Source organism: Pseudomonas spartinae (assembly GCF_965197125.1).
GTDB lineage: Bacteria > Pseudomonadota > Gammaproteobacteria > Pseudomonadales > Pseudomonadaceae > Aquipseudomonas > Aquipseudomonas composti_A.
This window is the reverse complement of sequence record NZ_CBDAMB010000001.1, coordinates 426,326-451,276: the sequence shown is the minus strand read 5'-3', so window position 1 is coordinate 451,276 and position 24,951 is coordinate 426,326. Positions and strand designations below refer to the sequence as shown.

The following is a 24,951-nucleotide window of genomic DNA, read 5'->3' as shown; positions in this document are numbered from 1 at the left end:
CCCGGCAAGCGGCTGGCCACGCGGCGTCGGGCGTAACCATTCTGGCGTCCGGCTGTCGCGATATTGTCACCTTGGCAGCGCACCATTCGCTCAAATGAGATCGATCTCAGGCGAGTGAAGATGGCAGATCTGAAAGCAGTGGCGCAGTTGGCAGGCGTGTCTCGGGCAACGGCGGCGCGTGCCTTCGCGTCCCCCGAGCTGGTGCGCCCGAACACCCGTGAACAGGTGTTGCTGGCGGCGCGCGAGCTGGGTTTTCGGCCCAATCGGCTGGGGCGGCAGATGCGCCTGCAAACCACCCAGCTGATCGGCGTGGTGGTGCCCAACCTGCTCAACCCGGTGTTCGCCGAGCAGTTCCAGGCCATGGAACAGGCGGCGCGTGCGCGCGGCTACAACCTGTTGCTGGCTACCACCGATTACCAGGCCGAGCGCGAGAGCGACGTGGTCGAGGAGCTGCTACGCCAGCGTGTCGACGGCCTGGTGCTGACGGTGACCGAGGCGCGCAGCAATCGCGTGCTGCAGAGCCTGGCCCAGGAGGACACGCCCTTCGTGCTGGCCTATCACCAGCCCGAGGATGCCGAGTACAGCGCCGTGTCTGTGGATAACCGCGCCGGCATGGCGCTGGCCACGCGGCATCTGCTGGAGGCCGGCCACCGGCGCATCGGCATGGTCGCCGGCTCTGCATTGCAGTCGGACCGTGCGCGTCTGCGCTACGCCGGCTATCAGGACGCCATGCGCGCGGCCGGGCTGCCGGCGCTGCCGCTGATCGAAATGCCCGCCCACACCCAGGCCGACTTTGCCGCCATCGAACCCTTGCTGCGCGGCCCGCAGGCGCCCAGCGCGCTGCTCTGCTCCAACGACCTGCTGGCTATCAGCCTGATCAACGTGCTGCGCCGCAATGGCTGGAGCGTGCCCCACCAGCTGTCGGTGATGGGCTTCGACGGCATCGCCCTGGGCACGCAGATGCACCCGACGCTGTGCAGCGTGGTGCAGCCCATCGCCGAGCTGGCGCACACCGTAATCGACCAGTTGCTGGCACAGATCGCCGGCGCTCACCCCGTTTTCCACTGCCTGCCGTGCCATATCCGCCCCGGCGAAAGTATCCGCCCCTACGAGGACACATCCCATGATCCGCTTCAGTAAAACCCTTGCAGCCCTGCTGTTTTGTGGCGCCGCCAGCCTCAGTCACGCCGCCGAAACGGCGATCTGCTACAACTGCCCACCGGAATGGGCTGACTGGGGCACCCAGCTCCAGGCGATTGCCGAGAACACCGGCGTCAAGGTACCGCTGGACAACAAGAACTCCGGCCAGGCCCTGGCGCAGCTGGTGGCCGAGCGTGCCGCGCCGATGGCCGACGTGGTCTATTACGGCGTGACCTTCGGCCTGCAGGCGCAGAACACAGGCGTTGCCGGCAGCTACAAGCCCAAAGGCTGGGACGAGATTCCCGCCGGGCTGAAAGACCCTGAGGGTCACTGGTTCGCCATCCATTCCGGCACGCTGGGGATTATGGTCAATGTCGACGCCCTAGGCGGGCTGCCGGTGCCGCAAAGCTGGGCCGACCTGCTCAAGCCCGAGTACAAGGGCATGGTCGGTTATCTGGACCCGTCCAGCGCCTTCGTCGGCTACGTGTCGGCGGTGGCAATCAACCGCGCCATGGGCGGCGACCTCGACAACTTTGCGCCGGCCATCGACTACTTCAAGAAGCTGGCCGGTAACGCGCCGATCGTGCCCAAGCAGACCGCCTATGCGCGGGTGCTGTCCGGCGAGCTGCCGATCCTGGTCGACTACGACTTCAACGCCTACCGCGCGCGCTACAAGGACCAGGCCAACGTCGCCTTCGTGATTCCCAGCGAGGGCAGCATCAGCGTGCCCTACGTGATGAGCGTGGCGGAAAACGCCCCGCACCGCGCCAATGCCGAGAAGGTGCTGGACTTCGTGCTCTCCGACAAAGGCCAGGCGCTGTGGGCCAATGCCTACCTGCGTCCGGTACGCCCGGTGCAGATGCCCGCCGAGGTGGCGGCGCGCTTCCTGCCGGCAAGCGATTACGCCCGCGCTGGCGTGGTGGATTACCAGAAGATGGCTGCGGTGCAGGAAGCCTTCGCCGCGCGCTACCTGAAAGAGGTGCGCTGAGGTGAGCCGCGCGCTGAGCAACCGCTCTGCCGTGACGGCCGACAGCCGGCCGCTGTGGCGCTGGCGACCCGGCGCTGCCGTGGCACTGGTGCCGGCAGCCGCGGTGCTGCTGGCCTTCTGGCTGTTGCCACTGGCCCACCTGGTGCTGCTCGGCGGCGAAAGCCGCGGCGAGGCGGGCAGTGGCTATTGGCAGGTGCTGAGCAGCGGCCAATATCTGAGCAGCCTGGCGCAGACCAGCGTACTGGCTGCCACGGTGACCCTGGCGGCGTTGCTGGTAGGCAGCATCAGCGGGGTGTTCCTGGCCCGCCAGCGCTTTTTTGGCCGTTCGGCGCTGGTCGCCTTGCTGACCTTTCCCCTGGCGTTCCCCGGTGTGGTGGTGGGCTTTCTGGTGATTCTCCTGGCCGGCCGCCAGGGCGTGTTCGCGGCGCTGGGCATGGGGCTGGTGGGCGAGCGCTGGGTGTTCGCCTACTCGCTGGCCGGGTTGTTTCTCGGCTACCTGTATTTCTCCATACCGCGGGTGATCCTCACCGTGATGGCCGCCAGCGAAAGCCTCGATGCCAGCCTGGAGGAGGCCGCCCGCTCGCTGGGCGCCAGCCACTGGCGGGTGACCTGGGACGTGATCGTGCCGGGGCTGATGCCAGCGCTGGTGTCCTGCGGGGCGATCTGCTTCGCCACCTCGATGGGCGCGTTCGGTACCGCCTTCACCCTGGGCACCCAGCTCAACGTCACGCCAGTGGCGATCTACAACGTGTTCACCAACTACGCCAACTTCAGTGTGGCAGCGGCGCTGTCGGTGATCCTCGGCGCGCTGACCTGGGCGGTGCTGTTGGTGGTGCGCAAATGGGTGCGCCAGTCCGGAGGGCTGCTATGAAACGCTCGACGCTGTTTGCCGCGCAGCTGATCTTCACCTGCCTGGTCTGCGCCTTCATGCTGGTGCCGGTGCTGCTGTCGCTGCTTGCCGGGCTGACCCGCAATTATTTCCAGGGCCTGTCCAGCGGCCTGACCTTCGACTGGCTGCTGCAGGTGTGGCAGGCCTATTCGCCGACCGTGTGGCTGTCGCTGCAACTGGCGTTGGCCTGCGCCCTGTGCGTCTGCCTGATCGGCGTGCCGGCGGCCTATGCGCTGGTGCGCATGAACAACCGCTTCAGTCGCGCCTTCGAGGAGCTGATGGTGCTGCCGGTGGCGATGCCCGGCCTGGCCAGTGCCCTGGCGCTGCTGCTCACCTATGGCCACTTCGGCGGCTTTCGTGGCAGCTGGCTGTTCATTCTGGTCGGCCATGTGCTGTTCACCCTGCCGTTTCTGGTGCGCCCGGTGATGGCGGTGATGCAGCGGCAGAACCTGTCGACCCTGGAAGACGCCGCCGCCAGTCTCGGCGCCGGCCCGCTGCGGCGCTTCTTCACCGTGGTGGTGCCCAACTGCCGGGCCGGCATTCTCGCTGGCGTGCTGATGGTGGTCACCCTGTCGCTGGGCGAATTCAACCTGACCTGGATGCTCCATACGCCGATGACCAAGACCCTGCCGGTGGGCCTGGCCGACAGCTACGCCTCGGCGCGGCTGGAAGTCGCCAGCGCCTACACCCTGCTGTTCCTGCTGATGATCGTGCCGCTGCTGATCGCCCTGCAGGCCATCAGCGCCCGCCTGTCCCGTGGAGACCAACGATGAGCGCTACCTCCATTCGCCTGCACAACTGCCGCAAGGCGTTCGCCGACGGCACCGTCGCCGTGGACGACCTCAGCCTGGAGATCCAGGCCGGCGAAACCCTGGCCATCCTCGGCCCGTCCGGCTGTGGCAAGACCACCACATTGCGCCTGATCGCCGGCCTCGAACGGCCGGATGCCGGGCAAGTGCTGTTCGCCGGGAACGACGTCACGCCACTGCCCATCGAGCGCCGCGACGTGGGCATGGTGTTCCAGAACTACGCGTTGTTCCCCAACCTCAACGTGGCCGAGAACATCGTTTACGGCCTCAAGGTGCGCAAGGTACCGCGTGCCGAGCGCGAACATCGCTGCGCCGAGCTGCTCGAACTGGTCGGCCTGCAAGGCTATGGCCACCGCGCCATCCATGAACTCTCCGGTGGCCAACGCCAGCGCGTGGCCCTGGCTCGTGCCGTGGCGCCGCGCCCGCGCGTGCTGCTGCTCGATGAACCGCTGGCGGCGCTGGATGCGCAGTTGCGTGAGCGCCTGCGCAGCGAACTGGGCCAGTTGCTGCGCGAGCTGGCCATTACCGCCGTGTTCGTCACCCATGACCAGGGCGAGGCCATGGCGCTGGGCGACCGCATTCTGGTGATGGAACGTGGCCGTATCGCCCAACTGGCCACGCCACGGGCGCTCTATCAGCAGCCCGCCAACGCTTTCGTGGCGAATTTCATCGGCACCCTGAATGCTTTCGCGGTGCTCGGCCGCACGGCCAATGGCGTGCAGGTCAACGGCGGCGAGCTGCCGTGGAGCGCCAGCGAGTTGCCGGGCACCTTGTATTGCCGCCCCGAGCACCTGCGGGTGACCAGTGCTCCGGGCCACGTGCGCGGACGCTTGCTCGGGCAGTTCTTCCAGGGCGCGCAGAGCCGCCTGCTGGTGGACGTGGGCGGTGCGCAGCCGTTGTCGGTGGACAGCAGCGACGACCGCCTGCTCACCCCCGGCGATTTGATCAACCTGGCCGTCGAGCCACAGCGAGTGTTCAGCCTCAATGCCTGATGTCATCCCCAACGCTTCGACCTTCCTGATCGCGCAGATCAGCGACCTGCACCTCAAGGCCGGCGGCAAGCTGAGTTACGGGGTGGTCGATACCCTGGCGGCGCTGCGCCGTGCGGTCGATCACCTCAACGCCAGCCAGCCACGCCCGGATATCGTGCTTATCAGCGGTGACCTGGTGGACTTCGGCCAGCCGGACGAATACGCCGTGCTGCGCCCCGAGCTCGAGCGTCTGGCCATGCCCTATTACCTGGTGCCCGGCAACCATGATGATCGCGCCCATCTGCTGGCAGCCTTCGCCGATCACACCTATCTTCCACCATCGCCCGAGGCGCCGCTGGACTGGGTCGTCGATACCCATCCCGTGCGCCTGATCGGTCTCGACACCACGATTCCCGGCAGCCACGGCGGGCAGCTACAGGACAGCCAACTGCGCTGGCTGGATGCCCAGCTGGCGTTGCGCCCGCAGGTGCCGACGGTGCTGGTTCTGCATCACCCGCCCTTCATCAGCGGCATCGGCCATATGGACCGCGAGCCGTTTGGCCAGGCGGTGGCGCTCGAGCGCGTGATTGCCGGCCATGCGCAGGTCGAGCGCTTGCTCTGCGGGCACCTGCACCGGCCAATCCTGCGGCGCTTCGGTGGCAGCCTGTGTTGCGTGTGCCCCGGGGTTTCCCATCAGATCGTGCTGGACCTGCAGCCCAGCGCCCCGGCGCATTTCAATCTGGAGCCACCTGGCTATCTGCTGCACCACTGGCACGCGGAACATGGGCTGGTCACGCACAGTGGCGTGTTCGGTGAATATCCGGGGCCTTATCCGTTCTATGACGCCCATGGCCTGATCGACTGAACGGTGGCTCCCCGGTACTCGCGGCTTACTTGGTCGCCTTGAGCACCACGAACTTCGGGTTGGCCGCGACCTGTTCGACACCACGGAACAGACGCTTGAGCTTGGCGTGATAGCCCAGGTGGCGGTTGCCGACGATCCACAGTTCGCCGCCCGTGACCAGCGCCGCGCGGGCCTGCTGGAACATGCGCCAGGCGAGGAAGTCGCCGACCACCTGCTGCTGGTGGAAGGGCGGGTTGCACAGCACCAGATCCAGCGAGTCGGCCGGCTGCTCGGCCAGGCCATCGCCGGCGCGGATGGTCACCGGGCGCTGGCCCAGGGCCGCCTGCCAGTTCTCTGCAGCGGACTGCACGGCCATATAGGACTCGTCCACCAGGGTCAGCTCGGCTTGCGGGCTGCCGAGGGCATAGGCGATGCCGAGCACGCCGTTGCCGCAGCCGAGATCGGCAACCCGACGCGCGTCCAGATGGTGCGGCAGATGCGGCAGGAAGGCGCGGGTGCCGATGTCCAGGCCGTCGCGGCAGAACACGTTGGCATGGTTGAGCAACTCCAGTGCCGGTTTGTCCAGGCGATAGCGAGTCGGGTAGGGCGAGCGGGGTGCTGCCTTGGTTTCTGGTGTCGCACTGAGCAGGCGGGCTTTCTTCACCGCCAGCGAGGCCTGCACCGGGCCGATGTATTGCTCCAGCAGATCGCCAGCGGCGCGGGGCAGGTGCTTGATCATCGCGCCGGCAATCACCTGGGCGCCCGGCGCCAACTGGCCGTGCAGGCGAAGCAGTTGCTCCTCCAGTAGCGCCAGGGTCTTGGGTACGCGGATCAGCACCCAGTCGAACGGCCCCTGTGGCGTTTCGCTGCTCGGCAGAAAACTCACCCGGTCATGGCTCAAGCCGTTGTTGGCGAGGTTCTTCTGCAGGGCCAGATAGCCCAGGTGCGAGTCGCCACTGCTGGTCACCTGGCAATGCCCGGCCAGCGAGCAGGCCAGGGCGCCGAAGCTGTCGTTGAGCAGCAGCACGCGGCTGCCTGCTTCGAGACCTTGTTCATGCAGGTGGTTGAGCAAGTATTCGTCGGCCGCGTCGAATGCCTGCAGAGGTTCGTTCTGCTGCTCGGGCTGGCGAATCAGATCGAGGTTGGCGAATGGGGTGTCGAGAATAGGCATGCAAACCTTCGGTGTTTGTCGTCGGCCGATTGCGCCAGACTGGGCGGGTATTCAATTAAGAGGTGCCTCTCAACACGTAGGCGAGGCAGTCAGCACAAGGCCGATGGCGGCCCCGCAAAAACAAGCGAAAAACGGTCGGAGTCGCGCTCGACTTTACGAGTTGTAAATGAGCATTTGACCGAGCTGGCGTTCCAGCTTGTTTTTAACGCAGTGATGACAACGCAGGTAGTGTTTAGAGGCGCCTGAAGGGGGCGATTATGACCGTCAGCGATGACAAGTTCACCCGTCAGACCCTGCTCGATGTGCAGACGCTGACGCCGAGTCTGTTCACCCTGCGCACCACGCGCGATGCCGGGTTTCGTTTTCGTGCCGGGCAGTTCGTGCGCCTGGGGGTGGAAAAGACCGACGGTTCGTTGGTGTGGCGCGCCTACTCGCTGGTGTCTGCGCCGCATGACGAGTTCCTCGAGTTCTTCTCCATCGTGGTGCCGGGCGGTGAGTTCACCAGCGAACTGAGTCGCTTGCGCGTTGGTGACAGCCTGCTGGTGGAGAAACAGGCCACCGGCTTTCTGACCCTGGATCGCTTCGTCGATGGCCGCGATCTGTGGCTGCTGGGTAGCGGCACCGGTATCGCCCCATTCCTGTCGATCCTGCAGGACTTCGAGGTGTGGCAGCGCTTCGAGCGCATCGTATTGGTCTACAGCGCGCGAACTGCCTCCGAGCTGGCTTATCAGCCGATGATCCGTGGTTTCGCCGAGCTCGAGCACCTGGCCGAGTTCGCCCACAAGCTCACCTACTTGCCGGTTGTCACCCGCGAACAGGTGCCGGGTTGCCTGGCGGCGCGCATCACCGACTTGCTCGACAACGGCGAACTGGAGCGTGCCGCTGCTCTGCAACTGACACCGGAGCACTCGCGGGTGATGATCTGCGGCAACCCGCAGATGATCGACGACATTCGTCAGCGTCTGAAGGCGCGCGGGCTGAACCTGAGCCTTACGCGGCGGCCCGGGCAGGTGGCAGTCGAAAACTACTGGTGATCAATCGGCGCGGATTGCCTTGATCCGATGCTCCCAGCGGCGCTTGGCGAACCGGCGCATGTTGGGGATATCGTCGGTTTCGTCGAGGATCGGTTTACCGATGATGGTTTCCATGATGTCTTCCAGCGTCACCAGGCCGCGCCAGCTGCCGAACTCGTCGTACACCAGGCACATGTGCTGACGCTCCTGCATCAGCAGGGTCATCAGGTTTTCCACGTTCATGCTTTCCGGCACGACCTTGAGCGGCTTCATGATCTGGGTGATCGGCTCGCCATCGTTCTCGGCTGCTAGGGCGTCATAACGGAACACCACGCCCAGCGGCGACTCGTCTTCGCCGATTACCGGGTAACGGGAGAACTGGCTCTCGCGGGCGCGCGCCTTGAACGCAGCGATGGACTCGTCCGGCGCCGCCGATTCGCAGACGATACGCGGGGTCATGATGTCGCGCAGACGAATTTCGTGCAGGTCGAGAATGTTGCTGATCACCCGGTGCTCGTCTTCGTCGAGCTTGCCCACTTCGCGGCCTAGCAGGGTCAGCGCCTTGATTTCCTGGCGAATGTCGTGCTCCGGCTCCTTGCCGCCGAACAGGCGCATGATCAGGTCTGACATCACGATAAACGGCTTGAGCAGCAGGATCATCGCCCGCAGCAGGCCCGGCAGGATGGGCGCCAGGGTACGCCAGTAGCGGGCACCGATGGTCTTCGGCAGAATTTCCGAGAGCACCAGAATCAGCAGGGTCATGATCGCCGAGGCGACGCCCAGGTAACCGTCACCAAAGACGATGGTGACCTGTGCACCGACGCCGGTCGCACCGACGGTATGTGCGACGGTGTTGAGGGTCAGGATGGCCGCCAGCGGCTGGTCGATCTTGTCTTTGAGTTCTTTCAGCCTTTCGTACAGCTGCGGTCTTTCGACCTTCTGCTGAGCGATGTAACTGGGCGTGAGGGAGAGCAGGGCGGCTTCGAGGATGGAACAGATGAACGAAACCAGAATGGAGAGGACAGCGAACGCTATCAGGAGTGTCATGTAGGGGGATAAGTGACCAAGGGCCTGCCAATCTAACGCAAGCTCCGTGGAAAAAGCAGAAAAGCTGCAACATTTCATTTCGTGATGCCGGCGCAGGCAGCGTTCGCTGGCCCGACCTCTTGCTTGCCCGGATATCACCGACTGCACCTGGCCAAGCTTCGACTAGGCTAAAGGAACAATCTCTGGGGAGGCTCCTCCATGCCGCTTGAACATCACCCGCTGAATCGCGAGTTTCCGCAGCATCACGATGCGCTGCGCCAGCTGATGCAAAGTGACCCGCACTTTCCTCGCCTGGCAGAGGAATACGAGGCGCTGGACAAGCGCATCTACGAAATCGAGGACGGTCGCGAGGCTGCTGACGACCTGATCCTGCAGGGGCTCAAGCTGCAGAGGGTGGGGCTCAAGGATGAAATCGCCGAACTGCTGCGCAAGGCAGGCGGTGCTTGATCCTGATCAAATGAAAGGTCGACGTGTGGCGCTAGGCTGGAGCCCTCTTTCCTGTCGGAGGCTTCATCATGCACGTCGACCATCATCCGCTGGTTCATGACTTTCCCGAACTGCGCAGCGAACTGCAGCGCCTTAGGCAGAGCGACGAACAGTTCTCTCGCCAGGCCGAAGAATACGAAGCGCTGGACAAGCGCATCTGTCGTATCGAAGACGGTATCGAGTTGCTCGATGACGTCACTCTCAGCGCCCTGAAACTCAACCGCGTCGCGCTCAAGGACGATCTGGCGCGCCAGCTCAAGCGTGCCTCCGGGCAGTGCTGTGGGTGTGGCAACGGTTGCAAGGGGTGATCGCCTAGCAACTACGGTGCGCGCAGCGGCCCTCTCGGAATTCATCCGGGCGATGCCAGCAAAACTGACAGCCTTCAATGCACGGGCGGGTTGATCAGATAGGTCAGCAACCCGTCCGCCTCGTCTTCCGTCCAGACTGCCCTTGGCGGTCTCGGCAACTCGCTCAACAACTGCTGCCAGAAGGCCAGGGCCACTTCGTCCTGGCGGTAGAAGCGCAGCAGCCAGGGGGTGCCGTCGCCCATCGCCTGATGCACCAGTGCGCGGCCGATACCCAGGCGGCGGTAGCGTTTGAGAATGAACAGGTCGGCGAACTCCGGCGCATCGATACCGGGCAGCTCGCTGCGTTCGACCAGCAGGAAACCGGCGATGAAACCATCGGCGAGGATCAGGCTGGCGCTCCAGCCTGGCTCCTGCCAATAGCGCAGCAGATGCTCCTCGTGGATATAGAAGCGGCCGTCCGTTTCGACGTCTTCCTGCTCCCAGTCCGAACTGTCGTAGGAGTAGAACTGGTAGAGGTTGCGGATCAGTGGCAACTGCTCGGCAGTGGTGGGCAGCAGTTCGATCTGCATGGCGTTTCCTGGTGAGGGTCAGTGTCGGCGGTCTGTAAATCTATCCAGTAGTTCGGTATCGTTCCAGCCTTCGCTCAACAGGCAGGACGATTTCCCATGGCCAAGGCAAAACGCATGTACGGCTGCACCGAGTGCGGCGCCACCTTTCCCAAGTGGGCAGGGCAGTGTGGCGAGTGTGGCGCCTGGAATACCCTGGTGGAAACCGTGGTCGAGGGCGCCACGCCCAGCGGCCGTACCGGCTGGGCCGGCGACAAGGCCAATATCAAGACCCTGGCTGAAGTCAGTGTCGAAGAAATTCCGCGTTTTTCCACTGCCTCCGGTGAACTCGATCGCGTGCTCGGCGGTGGCCTGGTGGACGGCTCTGTGGTGCTGATCGGCGGTGATCCCGGTATCGGCAAGTCGACCATCCTCCTGCAGACCCTGTGCAACGTCGCCCAGCGTCTGCCGGCGCTGTACGTCACCGGCGAGGAATCGCAGCAGCAGGTGGCCATGCGCGCGCGGCGCCTGGACCTGCCGCAGGACAAGCTCAAGGTGATGACCGAGACCTGCATCGAGTCGATCATCGCCACCGCGCGCCAGGAAAAGCCCAAGGTCATGGTGATCGACTCGATCCAGACCATCTTCACCGAACAGCTGCAGTCGGCGCCAGGCGGCGTTGCCCAGGTGCGCGAGAGTGCGGCGCTGCTGGTGCGCTTCGCCAAGCAGAGCGGCACGGCGATCTTCCTCGTCGGTCACGTCACCAAGGAGGGCGCACTGGCCGGCCCGCGCGTGCTGGAGCACATGGTCGACACCGTGCTGTATTTCGAGGGCGAGTCCGATGGCCGCCTGCGCCTGCTGCGGGCGGTGAAGAACCGCTTCGGTGCGGTCAACGAGCTGGGTGTGTTCGGCATGACCGACAAGGGCCTCAAGGAGGTTTCCAACCCATCGGCGATCTTCCTCACCCGCGCTCAGGAGGCAGTGCCCGGCAGTGTGGTGATGGCCACCTGGGAAGGGTCGCGGCCGATGCTGGTGGAGGTGCAGGCGCTGGTCGATACCAGCCACCTGGGCAATCCGCGCCGCGTCACCCTGGGCCTGGATCAGAACCGTCTGGCCATGCTCTTGGCCGTGCTGCATCGCCACGGCGGCATCCCCACCTATGACCAGGACGTGTTCCTCAACGTGGTCGGTGGCGTGAAAGTGCTGGAAACGGCCTCCGACCTGGCGCTGATGGCGGCGGTGATCTCCAGCCTGCGCAACCGTCCCTTGCAGCACGACCTGCTGGTATTCGGCGAAATCGGCCTGTCCGGTGAGATCCGCCCGGTGCCGAGTGGCCAGGAGCGCCTCAAGGAGGCGGCCAAGCACGGCTTCAAGCGCGCCATCGTGCCCAAGGGCAACGCCCCCAAGGATGCCCCGCCTGGCCTTCAGGTCATCGCCGTGACGCGTCTGGAGCAGGCACTGGACGCCTTGTTCGAGTAGCGCCATTGATAGCCGGGGCAATCCAGGGTTGGTGCGGTCCTGTCCTCGGTTGCATCCGGGCTCTGCCGATTTGTGGCGGGCGCGCAAGCGGCTTTGGCCGCGCTCCGGCATGCGGCGTTCTGCCGCGACCAGGCACCGGCGGAAATTGATCGAGGTCAATGGGTAGCAGGCTAACGGAGCGCAGCATGAAACCGTACTCACTGAGGGAGACAGCATCATGTTCCTGTTCTTCGATTTCTTTTCCCGTGCCTTCAACTTCGACGCCCGGGCCGTGCAAACGCGTGATTCAGCGCAACGCGAGCGGCAACGTATCGAAGCCCGTCGTCAGCGCCGCCAGGAGTCCGAGGCTGCCTGCCGCCTCCACTGAGTGTTGCGGCTCGCTCTGCGCTCAGCAGGGTAGCAGCGCCTGCGGCGTACGGCTCTCGGCCAGCAGCGCCGAGGGGTAGTCTGAACCGGTCACTTGTTAGTCCTTGCAGCGCGCAGCCGAGGCTTGCTTCACGGCGGTCGGTGAGCGCGCTAAGGTGTCGGCCCTTTACGCCACCTCTGATCGTGGCGTGCACCTGATGCTCTGCGAGGACTGACTGCATGCCGCCATCCGCTATTCCCGTCACCGTACTCACCGGTTTTCTCGGCGCAGGCAAGACCACCTTGTTGCGTCACATGCTCAAGGCCGAGCATGGCCTGCGCCTGGCGGTGATCGAGAACGAGTTCAGCGCCACCCCCATCGACGGCCAGTTGCTCGGCGATGAACCGGTGAAACTGGTCACCCTGGCCAATGGCTGCGTGTGCTGCTCGATCCATGTCGAGCTGGAAAAGGCGCTGTACCTGTTCCTGGAGAAACTCGACAGTGGCGAACTGGCCTTCGACCGCCTGGTGATCGAGTGCACGGGGTTGGCCGACCCGGCGCCCGTGGCGCAGACCTTCTTCGCCAGCGAGGAGCTGGCGGAGCGTTACCGGCTCGATGGCATCGTCACCTTGGTCGATGCGGTCAACGCCGAGCGTCATCTGAGCGAAACCATCGCCCAGGCCCAGGTCGGTTTCGCTGACCTGATCTTGCTGAGCAAGACCGACCTTGCCGGCTCGGCAAGTGTCGAGGCGCTGCGGGGACGGCTGCAGCGGATCAACCGTCGTGCGCCGATCGAGGTGGTCGAGTATGGTCATATCGACCTGGCAGCGTTGCTCGATCTACGCGGCTTCGAACTCGATCCGACGCCGGCGCGCGGCCTGACCTTGCGTCCTCTGCTGCCAGCGGGCAAGACAGCGGACCGCATCCGCACGCTGGTGCTGGAGAGCGGAGAGGCAGTCGATCTGGAACGCCTCAGTGCATTCATGGAGGCTTTGCTGGCGCGTTTCGGCGATGCGCTGCTGCGCTACAAGGGGGTACTCGCGGTGGCCAACGAGCCGCGTCGCCTGGTGTTTCAGGGCGTGCTGCGACTCTATAGCTTCGACTGGGACGGGGAATGGGCGGCGGATGAGGCGCGCGAGAGCGTACTGGTGTTCATCGGCGACGATCTACCCGAGGACGAAATCCGCCAGGGTTTCGCCGAATTGCTCGGGTAGTCAGATCAGGGCTGCTCGCCGAGGGCGGCAAGTTCCCGTTCCAGCAGGCTCTCGTCGCCCAGGTTGAGCTCGACCAGGCGACGCAGGTGGCTGATCGAATCCAGGTCGATATGGCGGCAGACGAAGCCGAGATAGCCCGCCTGGGTTCGGGTCAGCAGCACTTCCATTTTCACCCGCGCCTCGTCGCCGAGCTGGATATGCGCTTCGAGCGGCTGGTCCGGGTCAGCGTTCCAGTTTGTCGGGGTCTCGACCATCAGGCCCTTGAGCGACAGGTCATGCAGCACCGCCGACCAGCGCCGTTCGCCTTGCACGAGCTCGGTAGGGGCGTCGAAGGCGATGCGCTGAAAGCGCCGACGCTCGTTGGCTGTATCACTCATTCCTGAACTCCGATCTGCAGGTTTCCCAACACTATAGCCAAGGCGGCTGTGGTCGGTGGCGAATTGTATCGAGTTGCACGAACGGTAGCGCGGGTTGTTTGACAGCAGGGGTGACCTGACCAAAGCTCCTTATGCAGTTTCAATCAATCGATATTGCGGGGCGATAGATATGGGCAAGCGAATGTTGGGCAAAGGTTTGATCTTTGGTGTCCTGAGCATGGCCAGTGTTGGCGCGTTCGCCGACGCGGCTGGGGGCAATGGCTGCGGCTGGGGCAACATGCTCTTCGAAGGACAGCGTGGCATGGCTCCTCACTTCCTCGCCACCACCACCAATGGCACCTTCGGCAACGCGACCTTCGGCATGACCTCCGGTACCAACGGTTGCGATACCAGCGGCGCGTTGGGCTACAACGGTCGCTCCATGCTGGCGATGAACGGCATGCTCGATTCCATCGCCGAAGGCATGGCCATGGGCCAGGGCGAAGCGCTGGACGCCTATGCCACCTTGCTGGGCGTCGAAGCCCAGGACCGTGCGCACTTCGCCAAGGTCACCCACGACAATTTCGGCAGCATCTTCAGCAAGGCCGACGCCACCAGCGAGCAGGTGCTCGCCGCTACTCTCGATGTGATGAGCCGTGACGCGCAACTGGCGCGCTACGTTAAACAGCCGGCCTGAGGTGGAATCCAGGCAAAAAGAAGCCCGCCAATAGGCGGGCTTCTTCATTTCAGTTGCTGCTTCAGTTGCCGTATACCGGGAACTTGGCGCAGAGGGCTTTGACCTGATCGCGCACGCGGCCTTCGACTTCGTCGTTGCCGAGGTTGGCCAGCACTTCGCAGATCCAGCCCGCCAGCTGACGGCACTCGTCTTCCTTGAAGCCGCGAGTGGTCACGGCCGGGGTGCCGATACGCAGGCCTGAGGTGACGAACGGCGAGCGCGGGTCGTTCGGTACGCTGTTCTTGTTCACGGTGATGAAAGCGCGGCCCAGGGCGGCGTCTGCGTCCTTGCCGGTGATGTCCTGCTTGATCAGCGACAGCAGGAACAGATGGTTCTCGGTGCCACCGGAGACCACGTCGTAGCCGTTGTCGATGAATACCTGAGCCATGCTCTGGGCGTTCTTGATCACCTGCGCCTGGTAGGCCTTGAACTCGGGCTGCAGGGCTTCCTTGAAGCACACCGCCTTGGCGGCGATGACGTGCTCCAGCGGGCCACCCTGGCCGCCCGGGAAGACGGCGGAGTTGAATTTCTTCTCCAGCTCTTCGTTCTTGCGCGCCAGGATCAGGCCGCCGCGCGGGCCGCGCAGGGTCTTGTGGGTGGTGGTGGTGACCACGTCAGCGAACGGCACCGGGTTCGGGTACAGGCCAGCAGCGACCAGGCCGGCAACGTGGGCCATGTCGACGAACAGGTAGGCACCGACCTGGTCGGCGATGGCGCGGAAACGCGGAAAATCCAGCACCTGCGAGTAGGCGCTGAAACCGGCGATGATCATCTTCGGCTTGTGCTCGACGGCCAGGCGCTCGACTTCGTCGTAGTCGATCAGGCCCTGGTCGTTGATGCCGTACTGCACGGCGTTGTAGATCTTGCCGGAGAAGCTGACGCTGGCGCCGTGGGTCAGGTGACCACCGTGGGCCAGGCTCATGCCCAGCACGGTGTCGCCGGCTTCGAGCAGGGCCATGTACACGGCGCTGTTGGCCTGGCTGCCGGAGTGCGGCTGGACGTTGGCATAGTCGGCGCCGAACAGCTGCTTGGCGCGGTCGATGGCGAGCTGCTCGACCACGTCGACGTATTCGCAGCCACCGTAGTAGCGCTTGCCCGGATACCCTTCGGCGTACTTGTTGGTCAGCACGCTACCCTGGGCTTCCATCACCGCCGGGCTGGTGTAGTTTTCCGAGGCGATCAGCTCGATGTGCTCTTCCTGGCGCAGTGCTTCCTGCTCCATGGCGGTAAAGAGTTCGGCGTCATAACGAGCGAGGGTCAAATCACGGCTGAACATGGCGGTCCCCTGAAATCAGCTGGGCGGTAGAAGAAGGGGGCGGATTCTACCGCAAAGGTCGCATTCAGGCATATGAGGGTCGGTCATGAGGCAGACAAATGCCCCTCATGCGCCTTTCGCGCCGCTCAGTCGAGCATGAACAACGCGGCGCCGCTGAACTGCGCGCTGAACTGTTGCGCGGACATCGGCTTGCCCAGCAGGTAGCCCTGTACCTCGTCGCAGTCGTGTTCGCGGAGGAAATCCAGCTGTTTCTGCGACTCGACGCCCTCGGCGATCACGGCCAGGTTCAGGCTGTGGGCCATGGCGATGATGGCGCGAGCGATCTGTGCATCCTGCTCGCCCTCCGGCAGGCCGTCGACGAAGCTTCGGTCGATCTTCAACACGTCGATGGGGAACTGCTTGAGATAGTTCAGCGACGAGTAGCCGGTGCCGAAGTCATCCACCGCGATGCACAGGCCCAGTTGCTTCAGGTCGGCCAGAGTCTGCATGGCGCTGGCGACATCGCGCATCAGGATGCTCTCGGTCAGCTCCACTTCCAGGGAGGAAGGGGCAATGGCTGCTTTAGCAATGATGGCCGAGATGCGCGAAGTCAGGTCGCCTTCGGCGAACTGACGCGCGGAGAGGTTGACCGACACTTTGGGGATGCGAATCTTCTGCTCATGCCAGGCCTTGAGCTGGCTGCAGGCTTCCTCGAGCACCCATTCGCCGACCTGGACCACCAGGCCGAGCTCTTCCAGTACCGGAATGAAGTCGTTGGGCGGAACCAGGCCACGGGTCGGGTGATTCCAGCGCAGCAGCGCTTCCACGCCAGTCAGGCGACGGCCATCGCCGGAGAACTGCGGCTGATAGTGGAGCACGAACTGGCCCTGTTCCTGGGCGTGGCGCAGGTCGCTTTCCAGTTCCAGGCGTTCCAGGGCGCTGGCGTTCATGTCGGCCTGGTAGAACTGGAAGTTGTTTTTGCCGCGTTCCTTGGCGTGGTACATCGCGGTGTCGGCGTTCTTCATCAACTGGCTCAGCTCGTCACCGTCTTGCGGGGCAAGGGCGATGCCGATGCTGGCAGTGACGAAGAACTCGCGGCCTTCGAGCACGAAGGGGCGGGCCAGGCTGGAAAGAATCTGCTCGGCGACATGGATGGCGCGATTCAGGGCACCTTCACGGGTGGCGCGCGGTTGCAGCAGCAGGGTGAACTCGTCGCCGCCCATGCGCGCTACGGTGTCGTCGCCGTCGACGCAGGCGGACAGACGCACGGCCACGTCCTTGAGCATGCGGTCGCCGGCCGCATGGCCGAGCGAGTCGTTGATCGGCTTGAAGCGGTCGAGGTCGAGGAACATCAGCACGACCCATTCGTCGTGGCGTTCGGCATGCTGCAGGGCGCTGTGCAGGCGATCCTGGAACAGGGTGCGATTGGGCAGGTGGGTCAGAGCGTCGTAGTAAGCCAGGCGGTGGATGCGCTGTTCGCTGGCCTTGCGCTCGCTGATGTCGCTGAAGAAGCACACGTAGCTGACCAGGTCGCCTTCCTCGTCATGCACCGCAGTGATGCCGACCCAGGCCGGGAAGTTCTCGCCGCCCCGGCGCTTGAGCCAGACCTCGCCCTCCCAGCTACCGCGCTGGTTGAGCTGGCCGAGGATGTACTGCATGTGCGTTGCCTGCTGGCGGTCGGCGGTGAGCATGCCGGGCAACTGGTCGAGCACCTGGCCGGCGGAGTAGCCACTGACGCGGCTGAACGCCTTGTTGACCTGAACGATGTAGCCAGCCGGGTCGGTTACCAGAATCGCCGCGGTAGAGTGCTCGAATACCGTGGCGGCCATGCGCAGATCCTTTTCCGCGCGGCGCTGCTGGCTGATGTCACGGCCGACGCCGAGGATGCCTTCGAAGCGACCGTTCTCGTCCCACATCAGCACCAGGCGCAGCTCGACCGGGATCTTGTGGCCGTCGGCACGCAGGCAGTCGAAGACGAACAGCTGGTCCGGCAGCTCGTCGCGCAGGCGGTTGAGGCGGTCACGCTCACCGAGCGCGTCCTGGATGCGCTCGAGCAATTGGTTGAGCCCGATCAGTTGCTGCGGATTGGCCGCCATGCTGGCAAAGCCATTGGTCATTACCCAGTTGACCGAGTAGCCCATCACCGGCTCGACAGAGGGGCTGACATAGTTCAATGCCAGGTTGCTGTCGGTAGAGAAAATCACGTCGCTGATGCTTTCTGCCAGCAGGCGATAGCGCTGCTCGCTGTCACGCAGCGACTGGTTGCGCTCGATCTGTTCGGTGATGTCCTTGGCCACGCCGATCAGTCGGCTGACCCGGCCCTGTTCATCACGCGCCAGAGCCTGCTCGCGGATGCTGAACCAGCGCCATTGACCGTCGCGGTGGCGCCAGCGCAATACCGACTCAAGCAGCAGGCCGTCGCCGACCACTTTCTGCAGGTTACGTATGCGCCAGTAATAGTCGCTGTCGTCGGGGTGCAGCACCTGGACCCAGAAATCCTCGCGCATGGCGCGCAGCTCGGCCTTGCTGTAACCCAACTGCAGGCCCAGGCTGTGGTTGCTGAACAGCACCTGGCGGTTCTGCATGTCGTGTACGTAGAGCAGGTCCGGGACCGAGCGCACCACTTCCGACCAGAAACGCTCGCGTTCGATCAATGACAGCTCGATACGCTTGCGGCTGGTGATGTCGCTGATGCTCAGGGTCACCGCCTGGTAGTCCTGGATCATTTCCGGCAGGCGCAGCACCAGCCAGACATGGCGCTGCAAACCTTGCGCGGTGACCAGCTGGGTTTCCAGTTCCACCAGGTTGGGGCCTTCGACCACTGCCACCGCCAGGCGATAGCGCAGATCGTCCTGCTGCACCGGGCCGTTGTCCATCAATTGCTGCCAGGCTTGCTCGGTGGACTTCACCCCGAGCAGGTTGAGCGCCACCTGGTTGGCCTCGGTGATGCGCAATTGATCGAGCAGTTGCTCCTGATGCCCAGCATCGGCCTGCAACCAGCGCTGCAGTCCCCCGGCATCACGCAGCTTGTGTTGTAGCAAGAGGCTGCGCAAGCCGGAAAGATCGAGCACGCAGAGGGCTACGCCGGTGCCTTCGAAAATGTCCTGATAGCGCCTGCGGGTCTCTTGCAGCACGCGCATCGCCTGCTGTTCGTCGGTGACGTCACGCAGTACCCACACGTAGCCGGCCTGTTGGCCGGCTACGCCGATATCGCTGCGGGTCACGGCGAACAGGCGGGCGCGGCCGTCGTCTTCCACCCTGACCAGTTCCGGCCCCAGGTCATGAGTCAGTTGCGGGCTGTTGAGCAACAGGGGGTCGAGGTCGGGTAGCAGGTCGAGCAGGTGGACATCCCAGGCCGCTTCACTGCTCAGCCCGAACAGGGCTTCGGCCTGCGGGTTGAGGTAACGCAGCTTGCCATCGGCCTGGGTCACCAGAATGCGCTCTTCGACGGCGCCGAGTGCGCTGGCCGCCTGGCGCAGCGAGCGGCGTGATTCGGTATTCAGGCGTTGCAGGCGGCGTTGCTCACGCTGCAGGCCATAGAGCGCCAGCAGGGTGAGCAGGCTGCACAGGGTAAACAGCAGGAACTTGCCGGCCAGGCTCGGCATCAGCTCGTTTCCGGCGCGGCCGGCGTCGAACAGCGCACGCAGTTGCCAGTCGCTGCCGGGCAGAGGGATCAGCTGCAGGCTCTGCGCCTGCTCCGCAGCGGTCACCGGTGCAACGATGTTGCGCGCTTGCCCCAGATCATCGGCACGCGCGATGACACGCTGGCTGAGGAGGTCTTCGAGCAGCCATAGGTGTTCACTCTGATGCTGTTCGCGCAGCCAACTGCGTAACGCGCTGGTGCGCATGCGCAGTACACGGTGGCTGTCATCGGCCTGGCGCAACAACAGGTACAGCACGCCGTCGTCCTGCGCGCTGAAGGCGAAGTGGTACGGCGCGGACCCGCTGCGCTGCTGCTGATTGCGGATGAAGCTGAGGTCACGCGATTCGCTGGCACTGTCGGCCAGCAAGCGTCCGTGGGCGTCGAGCCAGGCCACGCTGTTCAACGTTGGGAAGATGCTGCGCAGTATCGTGACCAGCTCGTCGCCATTGCTGTCTCGCGCCGTAACGCTCTGCAGCATCGCCTGGCCAGCCTTGGCCTTCAGGCGCATGTTCAGGCTCACATGCCTGGCCAGCTGGGCGCTGTAGCCCTGGCTCAGTTGCTTCTGGCTGTCGAGCAACTGGCGGTATTCCTGCGTCAGCTGCCAGGCCAGCAGCGTCAGGATCGCCAACACCAGCACCACCAGAGCACGCCGCAACGCTTCGCGGCGCTTTGGTGCGCGCGACTCGCCGGGAGGAGGAGACGGCAGGGAGGAGGGGGTCGACACGTTCTGTGAACCTGCAGCTAGTGCTGGGCTATTGTAGCGTTACGGCGCGCGGTTAGGCCTGCGCTCGCGCGAGCCGGCTAGCATGCCTGTAAACGTGGCCAAGTGCCAGCTGTGCCGACGAGCGTGGGTTTGCCCTGACCCCCACATTCCGGTAGCTTTGCGCCGCGCGCGTGAACTGTCCGCGCGGTACTTGGCGTTCGCTCCGACAGGGGCTAAGGTCTCTGCACGACGCCCCCGCTGCGGCCTCCGTGAAAACTGGCGGCAGCCGGTGATACGGCGGCCAGGCCGGCACATGTCAGGGGTGATCGCCTGTTAGACTACGCGTCTTGCCGGTGTCGTCACTCGCAATCTTTTGCAGTGTCTGCCAGGCCCGCCACTTCCAGCTCTCATTCTCACCAGTCAGGTTCTCCATGGCTCAGTACGTCTACAGCATGCATCGGGTCAGCAAGGTCGTCCCGCCGAAGCGTGAAATTCTCAAGGACATCTCCCTCTCTTTCTTCCCGGGCGCCAAGATCGGCGTGCTGGGTCTCAACGGCGCCGGTAAGTCCACGCTGTTGCGCATCATGGCTGGCGTCGATACCGAGATCGATGGCGAAGCCCGCCCGATGCCCGGTATCAAGGTCGGCTATCTGCCGCAGGAGCCGCAGCTCGACCCGAGCAAGACCGTGCGTGACATCGTCGAAGAGGCGGTAGGCGAGATCAAGCAGGCCCAGGCCCGTCTCGACGAGGTCTACGCTGCCTACGCCGAACCCGACGCCGACTTCGATGCGCTGGCGGCCGAGCAGGCCAAGCTGGAGGCCATCCTCCAGGCCTCTGACGGTCATAACCTGGAGCGCCAACTGGAAGTCGCCGCCGATGCCCTGCGTCTGCCGGCCTGGGATGCGAAGATCGAGCACCTCTCTGGTGGTGAGAAGCGCCGCGTGGCGCTGTGCCGCCTGCTGCTGTCGGCCCCCGACATGCTGCTGCTCGACGAGCCGACCAACCACCTGGATGCCGACTCGGTGGCCTGGCTGGAGCGCTTCCTGCACGACTTCCCCGGTACCGTGGTGGCCATCACCCACGACCGTTACTTCCTCGACAACGTTGCCGGCTGGATTCTCGAACTCGACCGTGGCCACGGCATCCCCTACGAGGGCAACTACTCCGGCTGGCTGGAATCGAAGTCCAACCGTCTGGCCCAGGAAGCCAAGGCCGAGGCCTCGCATGCCAAGGCCATGAAGGCCGAACTGGAGTGGGTACGCCAGGGTGCCAAGGCGCGTCAGTCCAAGTCCAAGGCGCGTCTGCAACGCTTCGAGGAGATGCAGTCGCAGGAATTCCAGAAGCGCAGCGAGACCAACGAGATCTACATCCCCGCCGGTCCGCGCCTGGGTGACAAGGTCATCGATTTCCACAACGTGTCGAAGTCCTTCGGCGACCGCGTGCTGATCGACGACCTGTCCTTCAGCATCCCCAAAGGCGCCATCGTCGGCGTGATCGGCGGCAACGGCGCGGGTAAATCGACCCTGCTGCGCATGATCACCGGCAAGGAGCAGCCGGACGCCGGCCAGATCGAAATCGGTGAAACCGTGCAGATTGCCAGCGTCGAGCAGAGCCGCGAGGCGCTCGAAGGCAACAAGACCGTGTGGGAGCAGGTCTCCGACGGCTTCGACATGATCAAGGTGGGCAACTACGAGGTGCCGTCGCGCGGCTACGTCGGTCGCTTCAACTTCAAGGGCGCCGACCAGCAGAAGTTCGTCAAGGACCTCTCCGGTGGTGAGCGCGGTCGTCTGCACATGGCGCTGACCCTGAAGCAGGGCGGCAACGTGCTGCTGCTCGACGAACCGTCCAACGACCTCGACGTGGAAACCCTGCGTGCGCTGGAAGACGCGCTGCTGGACTTCCCTGGCGCCGCCATCGTGATTTCCCACGATCGCTGGTTCCTCGACCGTATCGCCACGCACATCCTCTCCTACGAGGACGATGGCAAGGTCAACTTCTTCGAAGGCAACTACACCGAGTTCGAAGCCGACCGCAAGAAGCGCCTGGGCGATGCAGCCGCGCAGCCACACCGCGTGCGTTACAAGAAGCTGGCGCAGTAAGTGTTCGCCAGATGAAAAAACGGAGCCTTCGGGCTCCGTTTTTCGTTGCGGTATTTGCGCGGGCCGGCTGCGTGCGCCTGCTGCCCCGCCAGCGGCTCAGAGTTTTGCCAGCAGGCTGTCCAGTGCCTTGGCCTGATCCTCGGCCAGGTCGATGATATGAAAGCCCGCCCAGCAATGCTGGCCATCGGCGCCGGGGCGACTCCACAGGCAGTCGGCACCCAGGCGCACCTCCTGAACCTTGTCGCTGCCCGCGGTGCACACCAGTCGGCATTGCAGCACCGCGTCCGCGGTCTGTGGCGTATCGCTGAACAGCATGAAACCGTCGGCGGACAGGTCGACGATGCGGCCCAGGCGCTGGCCGCTGTTGAGGTCGAAGACCTCCAACTGCATCTCGGTGCCATGGCGGCTGTGTTGGCGACGCTCTTCCATGGAAATTCCTCAGCGGGGTTCGGCTGTGCGCCCAGTGAAGCGCTGCAGCACACGGTAGATGGCGGTCAATGCACGATCCACCAGAGGCGTCGCGCGTTCGGGAGTGACGATGCGGGCCAGGCCCTTTTCCATTTCGCTGGCCAGCAGGGTCAGCGGCTTGATCGCCACGCGCTGGCCGCTGTTGTCGACGAACATGTAGTTGTGGGTGGTCGGGCTGAACCAGGAAAGCTTGAGTACGCGGCTCTTGCTGTCCTCGACGAACTCGAACCAGGTGCCGAACTCGACGTTGGCCAGTTCCTTGGCCAGCATCTGTGCGCGGGCCGAGAGTTTGCTGCGCGGGGGCGCCTGGCGAGCCAGGTCGGCATCTTCGCCGAGCATCGCGCCCAGCGGGCTTTCCGGCAGGTTGGGCTTGAGCTGCGCCGCCAGCTGCGGCTGCTTGGCCTGTACCGCGTGCTGGCAGGCCACCAGGTCCTGCAGCAGGCGGCGGATGCCGTCTTCGTGATAGCCACCCAGCAGTTCCAGGCCCTTGCGCAGGTCGCTGAGCATGGGCACGCGTATCTCCTGCAGGTGCTGTTTGTCAGCATCGCCCAGTGGCGTGCCGCTCCAGGCCAATTGTTCGGCCACTTCGCAGGCGCGTCGCCACTCTGCGTTGTGCTCGCCGTGGCGCAGCAGGACGAACACCAGCACGTCGGCCCAGGTCAGTTCGAGGAAGTTGCGGATGATCGCCGGCAGGTCGCGCTGCGCAACGCATTGCTGAACCACCTCCAGCGCCTGCTCACGAGCACCGAGCAGGCGGTCGCGGCCCTTGGCTGCCTCGACCGCACGGCGCTCACGCAACTCGACCTTGTGACGCAGGGTCTCGACGTACTCGTTGAATTCTTCGATCAGGCTGTCGAACAGCCCCAGGTCACCACTGAAGCCGTGAATCACTCGCTCGACCACCCACTGCATCTTGGCCAGCAGACCACGCTCGTCACCTTCGCTGCCATACAGCACGCCAGCCTGGGCCATCGCATTGAGCAGGCGACGAGCTGGATGGTGGTGCTGGGTGAACAGTGCCTTGTCCAGCAACGCGATTTTCAGATAGGGCGTATGCAAGTGTGAGAGTGCGGTCTTGCAGGCGTCCGGCAGGTTCTCGTCGTCGAGGATGAAGTCGAACAGCATGCCGACAAGGTCGATCACGTCGGCCTCCTGATCGGATACCTTGCTGTCGCCTGGCAAGCTGCTGTGCGATTCAAGCTGCTGTTGCAGGTCTGCTTTGAGGCCTTCCACGGCCTGTGGCTTGTGCAGGCGCTGGGCTAGCTCGCTGGCAGACTGCTGCTGCATGCGGTTGAGCGCATCGAGCAGTTCGCTGGCGCTGTAGGTACGGCTGGCCTCGCGTGGCGAGAAGCTGACGATGCTGCGCGTGCCGCCCAGCAACGGCGCATCCGGATGGCTGTGGCGGTGCTCGTCGAGCAGGCTGGAGAGGCCGCTGAACAAGGCGCTCGGGTCGCTTGGTGGCGGTGCGTTGAGGTCGAGATCGAGCAGTACCGGCGCTGGGCTGGCGGGTGCGGTGCCTGGCTGGCCGGGCACCTGTGGTTGGCTCGACGGAGCCTCTGCCTTGGGTGGCTCTGGGCGACTGACGCTCGGATTGATCTGCGCGCTGTACTTGAGATTGGGCAGTACGCCGGCATCGATCAGACGCTGGTTGAGCGCAGCGTAGAGCGAGTCCAGGCTCTGCATCACATGGCGATCGAAGAGCATGTACAAAATGGTCTTGATCTGCAGCGGGAACGGGCAGGGGGCCAGTGCATCACGAAACGCCTGGGCGATGGCCTGCGGGCCGAAGGGGTTGCTGTCCTCGCCGAGCTTCTGGCCATTGTTGAGCAGTGCCAGGCGCTGCTCCAGTGCGAACAGAGGCTGGGTGCAGCGAGCCTTGACCCGGCTGACCATGTTGGTGACCTGCAGGGTCTCTTCGTAATCCTCGTTCTGCACCAGTGCCAATTGCTCCGCGTCCAGTGGAGCAGCGGTCTGATTCTGCAATTTGCCGTCGAGGAAGTCGGAGAAATTGTTGGCGATCGCCTGGTGATAGCTGCGTTCTATCTGCGGACGCTGGCGGCGAATCTCGCGCATGCTGTCGAAGAACAGCGTCTGCACCTTGTTGTTCTCGGCCTTCTCGGCGCACTCGAAGAGCGTGTCGTCGACCTGGCCGAAAACGCCGTTGAGGTGTTCAGCCAAACGGTTCATCACCAATTTGCGGCAGGCCTGCACCAGATCGCTGAAGCGCGGCTGGATACCGCGGCTCGCGAGGCTGACCACCTTGGGATGAATAGGGGGCTTGTCCTGGTTACTCATGGACTGTCCTGGCTGGCGTCGTCGGCTGGCGCGTCCTGCGTCGTGCCGTAGTTCGATGAAACATATAGTAGTCCATGCTCGCGCTGCAAAGCATTGTCGTAAAAGCAGTTTGCAGGGGTTGACAGGGAAAATTTGCTACGTAAAAT

Annotated in this window: 22 protein-coding genes; 14 read left to right on the top strand and 8 right to left on the bottom strand. The window is 64.2% G+C overall.

The features are described 5' to 3' along the window. The first annotated feature begins 120 nt into the window (after positions 1 to 120). The 6 genes from ACN8M7_RS02140 to ACN8M7_RS02115 are packed head-to-tail and all read left to right on the top strand — an operon-like array spanning position 121 to position 5,662. Positions 121 to 1,140 carry a substrate-binding domain-containing protein gene (locus ACN8M7_RS02140; RefSeq protein ID WP_061240467.1) on the top strand — a complete coding sequence of 340 codons (1,020 nt, stop codon included), beginning with the start codon at positions 121 to 123 and terminating at the stop codon, positions 1,138 to 1,140. After that, positions 1,124 to 2,128: an ABC transporter substrate-binding protein gene (locus tag ACN8M7_RS02135; RefSeq protein ID WP_490259611.1), complete on the top strand. Its 1,005-nt coding sequence runs from the start codon at positions 1,124 to 1,126 to the stop codon at positions 2,126 to 2,128. Before ACN8M7_RS02140 ends, ACN8M7_RS02135 begins: the two co-directional genes overlap by 17 nt. Positions 2,129 to 2,141: 13 nt before the next feature. Next, entirely contained in the window at positions 2,142 to 2,999 is an 858-nt protein-coding gene (locus ACN8M7_RS02130) for an ABC transporter permease (protein WP_490259820.1), read from the top strand. Continuing rightward, positions 2,996 to 3,790 carry an ABC transporter permease gene (locus tag ACN8M7_RS02125; RefSeq protein WP_490259610.1) on the top strand — a complete coding sequence of 265 codons (795 nt, stop codon included), beginning with the start codon at positions 2,996 to 2,998 and terminating at the stop codon, positions 3,788 to 3,790. The genes ACN8M7_RS02130 and ACN8M7_RS02125 overlap by 4 nt, the downstream gene beginning before the upstream one ends. Then, positions 3,787 to 4,818, top strand: coding sequence for an ABC transporter ATP-binding protein (locus tag ACN8M7_RS02120; RefSeq protein WP_490259609.1), 1,032 nt, complete (start codon positions 3,787 to 3,789; stop codon positions 4,816 to 4,818). The genes ACN8M7_RS02125 and ACN8M7_RS02120 overlap by 4 nt, the downstream gene beginning before the upstream one ends. Further along, a complete protein-coding gene (locus ACN8M7_RS02115) occupies positions 4,811 to 5,662 on the top strand; it encodes a phosphodiesterase (protein WP_490259608.1) in 852 nt (283 codons plus the stop codon). The genes ACN8M7_RS02120 and ACN8M7_RS02115 overlap by 8 nt, the downstream gene beginning before the upstream one ends. Positions 5,663 to 5,687: 25 nt before the next feature. Here ACN8M7_RS02115 and ACN8M7_RS02110 read toward each other — a convergent pair whose 3' ends face one another. After that, positions 5,688 to 6,812, bottom strand: coding sequence for a methyltransferase (locus ACN8M7_RS02110; protein WP_490259607.1), 1,125 nt, complete (start codon positions 6,810 to 6,812; stop codon positions 5,688 to 5,690). Positions 6,813 to 7,069: 257 nt separating this feature from the next. Between ACN8M7_RS02110 and ACN8M7_RS02105 the strand changes: the two genes are divergently transcribed. After that, on the top strand, positions 7,070 to 7,846 hold the full coding sequence (locus ACN8M7_RS02105) for a ferredoxin--NADP reductase (protein ID WP_490259606.1): 777 nt from the start codon (positions 7,070 to 7,072) through the stop codon (positions 7,844 to 7,846). Here the strand turns inward: ACN8M7_RS02105 and ACN8M7_RS02100 are convergent, their stop codons facing one another. Continuing rightward, positions 7,847 to 8,872, bottom strand: coding sequence for a CNNM domain-containing protein (locus ACN8M7_RS02100; RefSeq protein ID WP_490259605.1), 1,026 nt, complete (start codon positions 8,870 to 8,872; stop codon positions 7,847 to 7,849). 198 nt (positions 8,873 to 9,070) lie between these two features. Here ACN8M7_RS02100 and ACN8M7_RS02095 point away from each other — a divergent pair, with 198 nt between their 5' ends. Together ACN8M7_RS02095 and ACN8M7_RS02090 are read left to right on the top strand one after the other, a co-directional pair. Beyond that, a complete protein-coding gene (locus ACN8M7_RS02095) occupies positions 9,071 to 9,319 on the top strand; it encodes an HP1242/YdcH family protein (RefSeq protein ID WP_061240475.1) in 249 nt (82 codons plus the stop codon). A 68-nt stretch (positions 9,320 to 9,387) separates the two neighbouring features. Then, a complete protein-coding gene (locus ACN8M7_RS02090) occupies positions 9,388 to 9,666 on the top strand; it encodes an HP1242/YdcH family protein (protein ID WP_061240476.1) in 279 nt (92 codons plus the stop codon). Positions 9,667 to 9,740: 74 nt separating this feature from the next. On the opposite strand, the gene ACN8M7_RS02085 is transcribed toward ACN8M7_RS02090, so the two are convergent. Further along, entirely contained in the window at positions 9,741 to 10,235 is a 495-nt protein-coding gene (locus ACN8M7_RS02085) for a GNAT family N-acetyltransferase (RefSeq protein ID WP_490259604.1), read from the bottom strand. 96 nt (positions 10,236 to 10,331) lie between these two features. Between ACN8M7_RS02085 and radA the strand changes: the two genes are divergently transcribed. The 3 genes from radA (at position 10,332) to yjiA (ending at position 13,250) form a co-directional block, all read left to right on the top strand. Further along, positions 10,332 to 11,690 carry a DNA repair protein RadA gene (radA, locus tag ACN8M7_RS02080; protein WP_061240478.1) on the top strand — a complete coding sequence of 453 codons (1,359 nt, stop codon included), beginning with the start codon at positions 10,332 to 10,334 and terminating at the stop codon, positions 11,688 to 11,690. Positions 11,691 to 11,907: 217 nt separating this feature from the next. Beyond that, a complete protein-coding gene (locus ACN8M7_RS02075; protein WP_197432195.1) occupies positions 11,908 to 12,057 on the top strand; it encodes a hypothetical protein in 150 nt (49 codons plus the stop codon). A gap of 218 nt (positions 12,058 to 12,275) precedes the next feature. Then, positions 12,276 to 13,250, top strand: a complete 975-nt coding sequence (gene yjiA / locus ACN8M7_RS02070) for a GTPase (protein ID WP_490259603.1) — start codon at positions 12,276 to 12,278, stop codon at positions 13,248 to 13,250. A gap of 5 nt (positions 13,251 to 13,255) precedes the next feature. Here the strand turns inward: yjiA and ACN8M7_RS02065 are convergent, their stop codons facing one another. Further along, on the bottom strand, positions 13,256 to 13,627 hold the full coding sequence (locus tag ACN8M7_RS02065; RefSeq protein WP_061240480.1) for a PilZ domain-containing protein: 372 nt from the start codon (positions 13,625 to 13,627) through the stop codon (positions 13,256 to 13,258). A gap of 169 nt (positions 13,628 to 13,796) precedes the next feature. Between ACN8M7_RS02065 and ACN8M7_RS02060 the strand changes: the two genes are divergently transcribed. Further along, positions 13,797 to 14,303 (top strand): DUF3015 domain-containing protein, encoded by a 507-nt coding sequence (locus ACN8M7_RS02060; RefSeq protein ID WP_490259602.1) that lies wholly within the window; start codon positions 13,797 to 13,799, stop codon positions 14,301 to 14,303. Positions 14,304 to 14,364: 61 nt separating this feature from the next. Here the strand turns inward: ACN8M7_RS02060 and glyA are convergent, their stop codons facing one another. Further along, the gene (gene glyA, locus ACN8M7_RS02055) at positions 14,365 to 15,618 is read right to left on the bottom strand and encodes a serine hydroxymethyltransferase (protein WP_061240482.1); all 1,254 of its coding nucleotides are present in this window, start codon (positions 15,616 to 15,618) and stop codon (positions 14,365 to 14,367) included. A 125-nt stretch (positions 15,619 to 15,743) separates the two neighbouring features. Further along, on the bottom strand, positions 15,744 to 19,964 hold the full coding sequence (locus tag ACN8M7_RS02050; RefSeq protein WP_490259601.1) for a sensor domain-containing protein: 4,221 nt from the start codon (positions 19,962 to 19,964) through the stop codon (positions 15,744 to 15,746). A gap of 410 nt (positions 19,965 to 20,374) precedes the next feature. Between ACN8M7_RS02050 and ettA the strand changes: the two genes are divergently transcribed. Beyond that, the gene (ettA, locus tag ACN8M7_RS02045; RefSeq protein ID WP_061240483.1) at positions 20,375 to 22,042 is read left to right on the top strand and encodes an energy-dependent translational throttle protein EttA; all 1,668 of its coding nucleotides are present in this window, start codon (positions 20,375 to 20,377) and stop codon (positions 22,040 to 22,042) included. 96 nt (positions 22,043 to 22,138) lie between these two features. Here the strand turns inward: ettA and ACN8M7_RS02040 are convergent, their stop codons facing one another. Then, positions 22,139 to 22,471: a PilZ domain-containing protein gene (locus tag ACN8M7_RS02040; RefSeq protein ID WP_061240484.1), complete on the bottom strand. Its 333-nt coding sequence runs from the start codon at positions 22,469 to 22,471 to the stop codon at positions 22,139 to 22,141. Positions 22,472 to 22,480: 9 nt separating this feature from the next. Further along, complete coding sequence (locus ACN8M7_RS02035) at positions 22,481 to 24,805, bottom strand: DUF1631 domain-containing protein (RefSeq protein WP_490259600.1); 2,325 nt, start codon at positions 24,803 to 24,805, stop codon at positions 22,481 to 22,483. Positions 24,806 to 24,951: the final 146 nt, after the last annotated feature.

Bases quoted from the DNA above. Each gene is read 5' to 3' on its own strand.
- ACN8M7_RS02140 (WP_061240467.1), top strand. From the start codon at position 121: ATGGCAGATCTGAAAGCAGTGGCGCAGTTGGCAGGCGTGTCTCGGGCA.
- ACN8M7_RS02135 (WP_490259611.1), top strand. From the start codon at position 1,124: ATGATCCGCTTCAGTAAAACCCTTGCAGCCCTGCTGTTTTGTGGCGCC.
- ACN8M7_RS02125 (WP_490259610.1), top strand. From the start codon at position 2,996: ATGAAACGCTCGACGCTGTTTGCCGCGCAGCTGATCTTCACCTGCCTG.
- ACN8M7_RS02120 (WP_490259609.1), top strand. From the start codon at position 3,787: ATGAGCGCTACCTCCATTCGCCTGCACAACTGCCGCAAGGCGTTCGCC.
- ACN8M7_RS02115 (WP_490259608.1), top strand. From the start codon at position 4,811: ATGCCTGATGTCATCCCCAACGCTTCGACCTTCCTGATCGCGCAGATC.
- ACN8M7_RS02110 (WP_490259607.1), bottom strand. From the start codon at position 6,812: ATGCCTATTCTCGACACCCCATTCGCCAACCTCGATCTGATTCGCCAG.
- ACN8M7_RS02105 (WP_490259606.1), top strand. From the start codon at position 7,070: ATGACCGTCAGCGATGACAAGTTCACCCGTCAGACCCTGCTCGATGTG.
- ACN8M7_RS02100 (WP_490259605.1), bottom strand. From the start codon at position 8,872: ATGACACTCCTGATAGCGTTCGCTGTCCTCTCCATTCTGGTTTCGTTC.
- ACN8M7_RS02095 (WP_061240475.1), top strand. From the start codon at position 9,071: ATGCCGCTTGAACATCACCCGCTGAATCGCGAGTTTCCGCAGCATCAC.
- ACN8M7_RS02090 (WP_061240476.1), top strand. From the start codon at position 9,388: ATGCACGTCGACCATCATCCGCTGGTTCATGACTTTCCCGAACTGCGC.
- ACN8M7_RS02085 (WP_490259604.1), bottom strand. From the start codon at position 10,235: ATGCAGATCGAACTGCTGCCCACCACTGCCGAGCAGTTGCCACTGATC.
- radA (WP_061240478.1), top strand. From the start codon at position 10,332: ATGGCCAAGGCAAAACGCATGTACGGCTGCACCGAGTGCGGCGCCACC.
- ACN8M7_RS02075 (WP_197432195.1), top strand. From the start codon at position 11,908: ATGTTCCTGTTCTTCGATTTCTTTTCCCGTGCCTTCAACTTCGACGCC.
- yjiA (WP_490259603.1), top strand. From the start codon at position 12,276: ATGCCGCCATCCGCTATTCCCGTCACCGTACTCACCGGTTTTCTCGGC.
- ACN8M7_RS02065 (WP_061240480.1), bottom strand. From the start codon at position 13,627: ATGAGTGATACAGCCAACGAGCGTCGGCGCTTTCAGCGCATCGCCTTC.
- ACN8M7_RS02060 (WP_490259602.1), top strand. From the start codon at position 13,797: ATGGGCAAGCGAATGTTGGGCAAAGGTTTGATCTTTGGTGTCCTGAGC.
- glyA (WP_061240482.1), bottom strand. From the start codon at position 15,618: ATGTTCAGCCGTGATTTGACCCTCGCTCGTTATGACGCCGAACTCTTT.
- ettA (WP_061240483.1), top strand. From the start codon at position 20,375: ATGGCTCAGTACGTCTACAGCATGCATCGGGTCAGCAAGGTCGTCCCG.
- ACN8M7_RS02040 (WP_061240484.1), bottom strand. From the start codon at position 22,471: ATGGAAGAGCGTCGCCAACACAGCCGCCATGGCACCGAGATGCAGTTG.
- ACN8M7_RS02035 (WP_490259600.1), bottom strand. From the start codon at position 24,805: ATGAGTAACCAGGACAAGCCCCCTATTCATCCCAAGGTGGTCAGCCTC.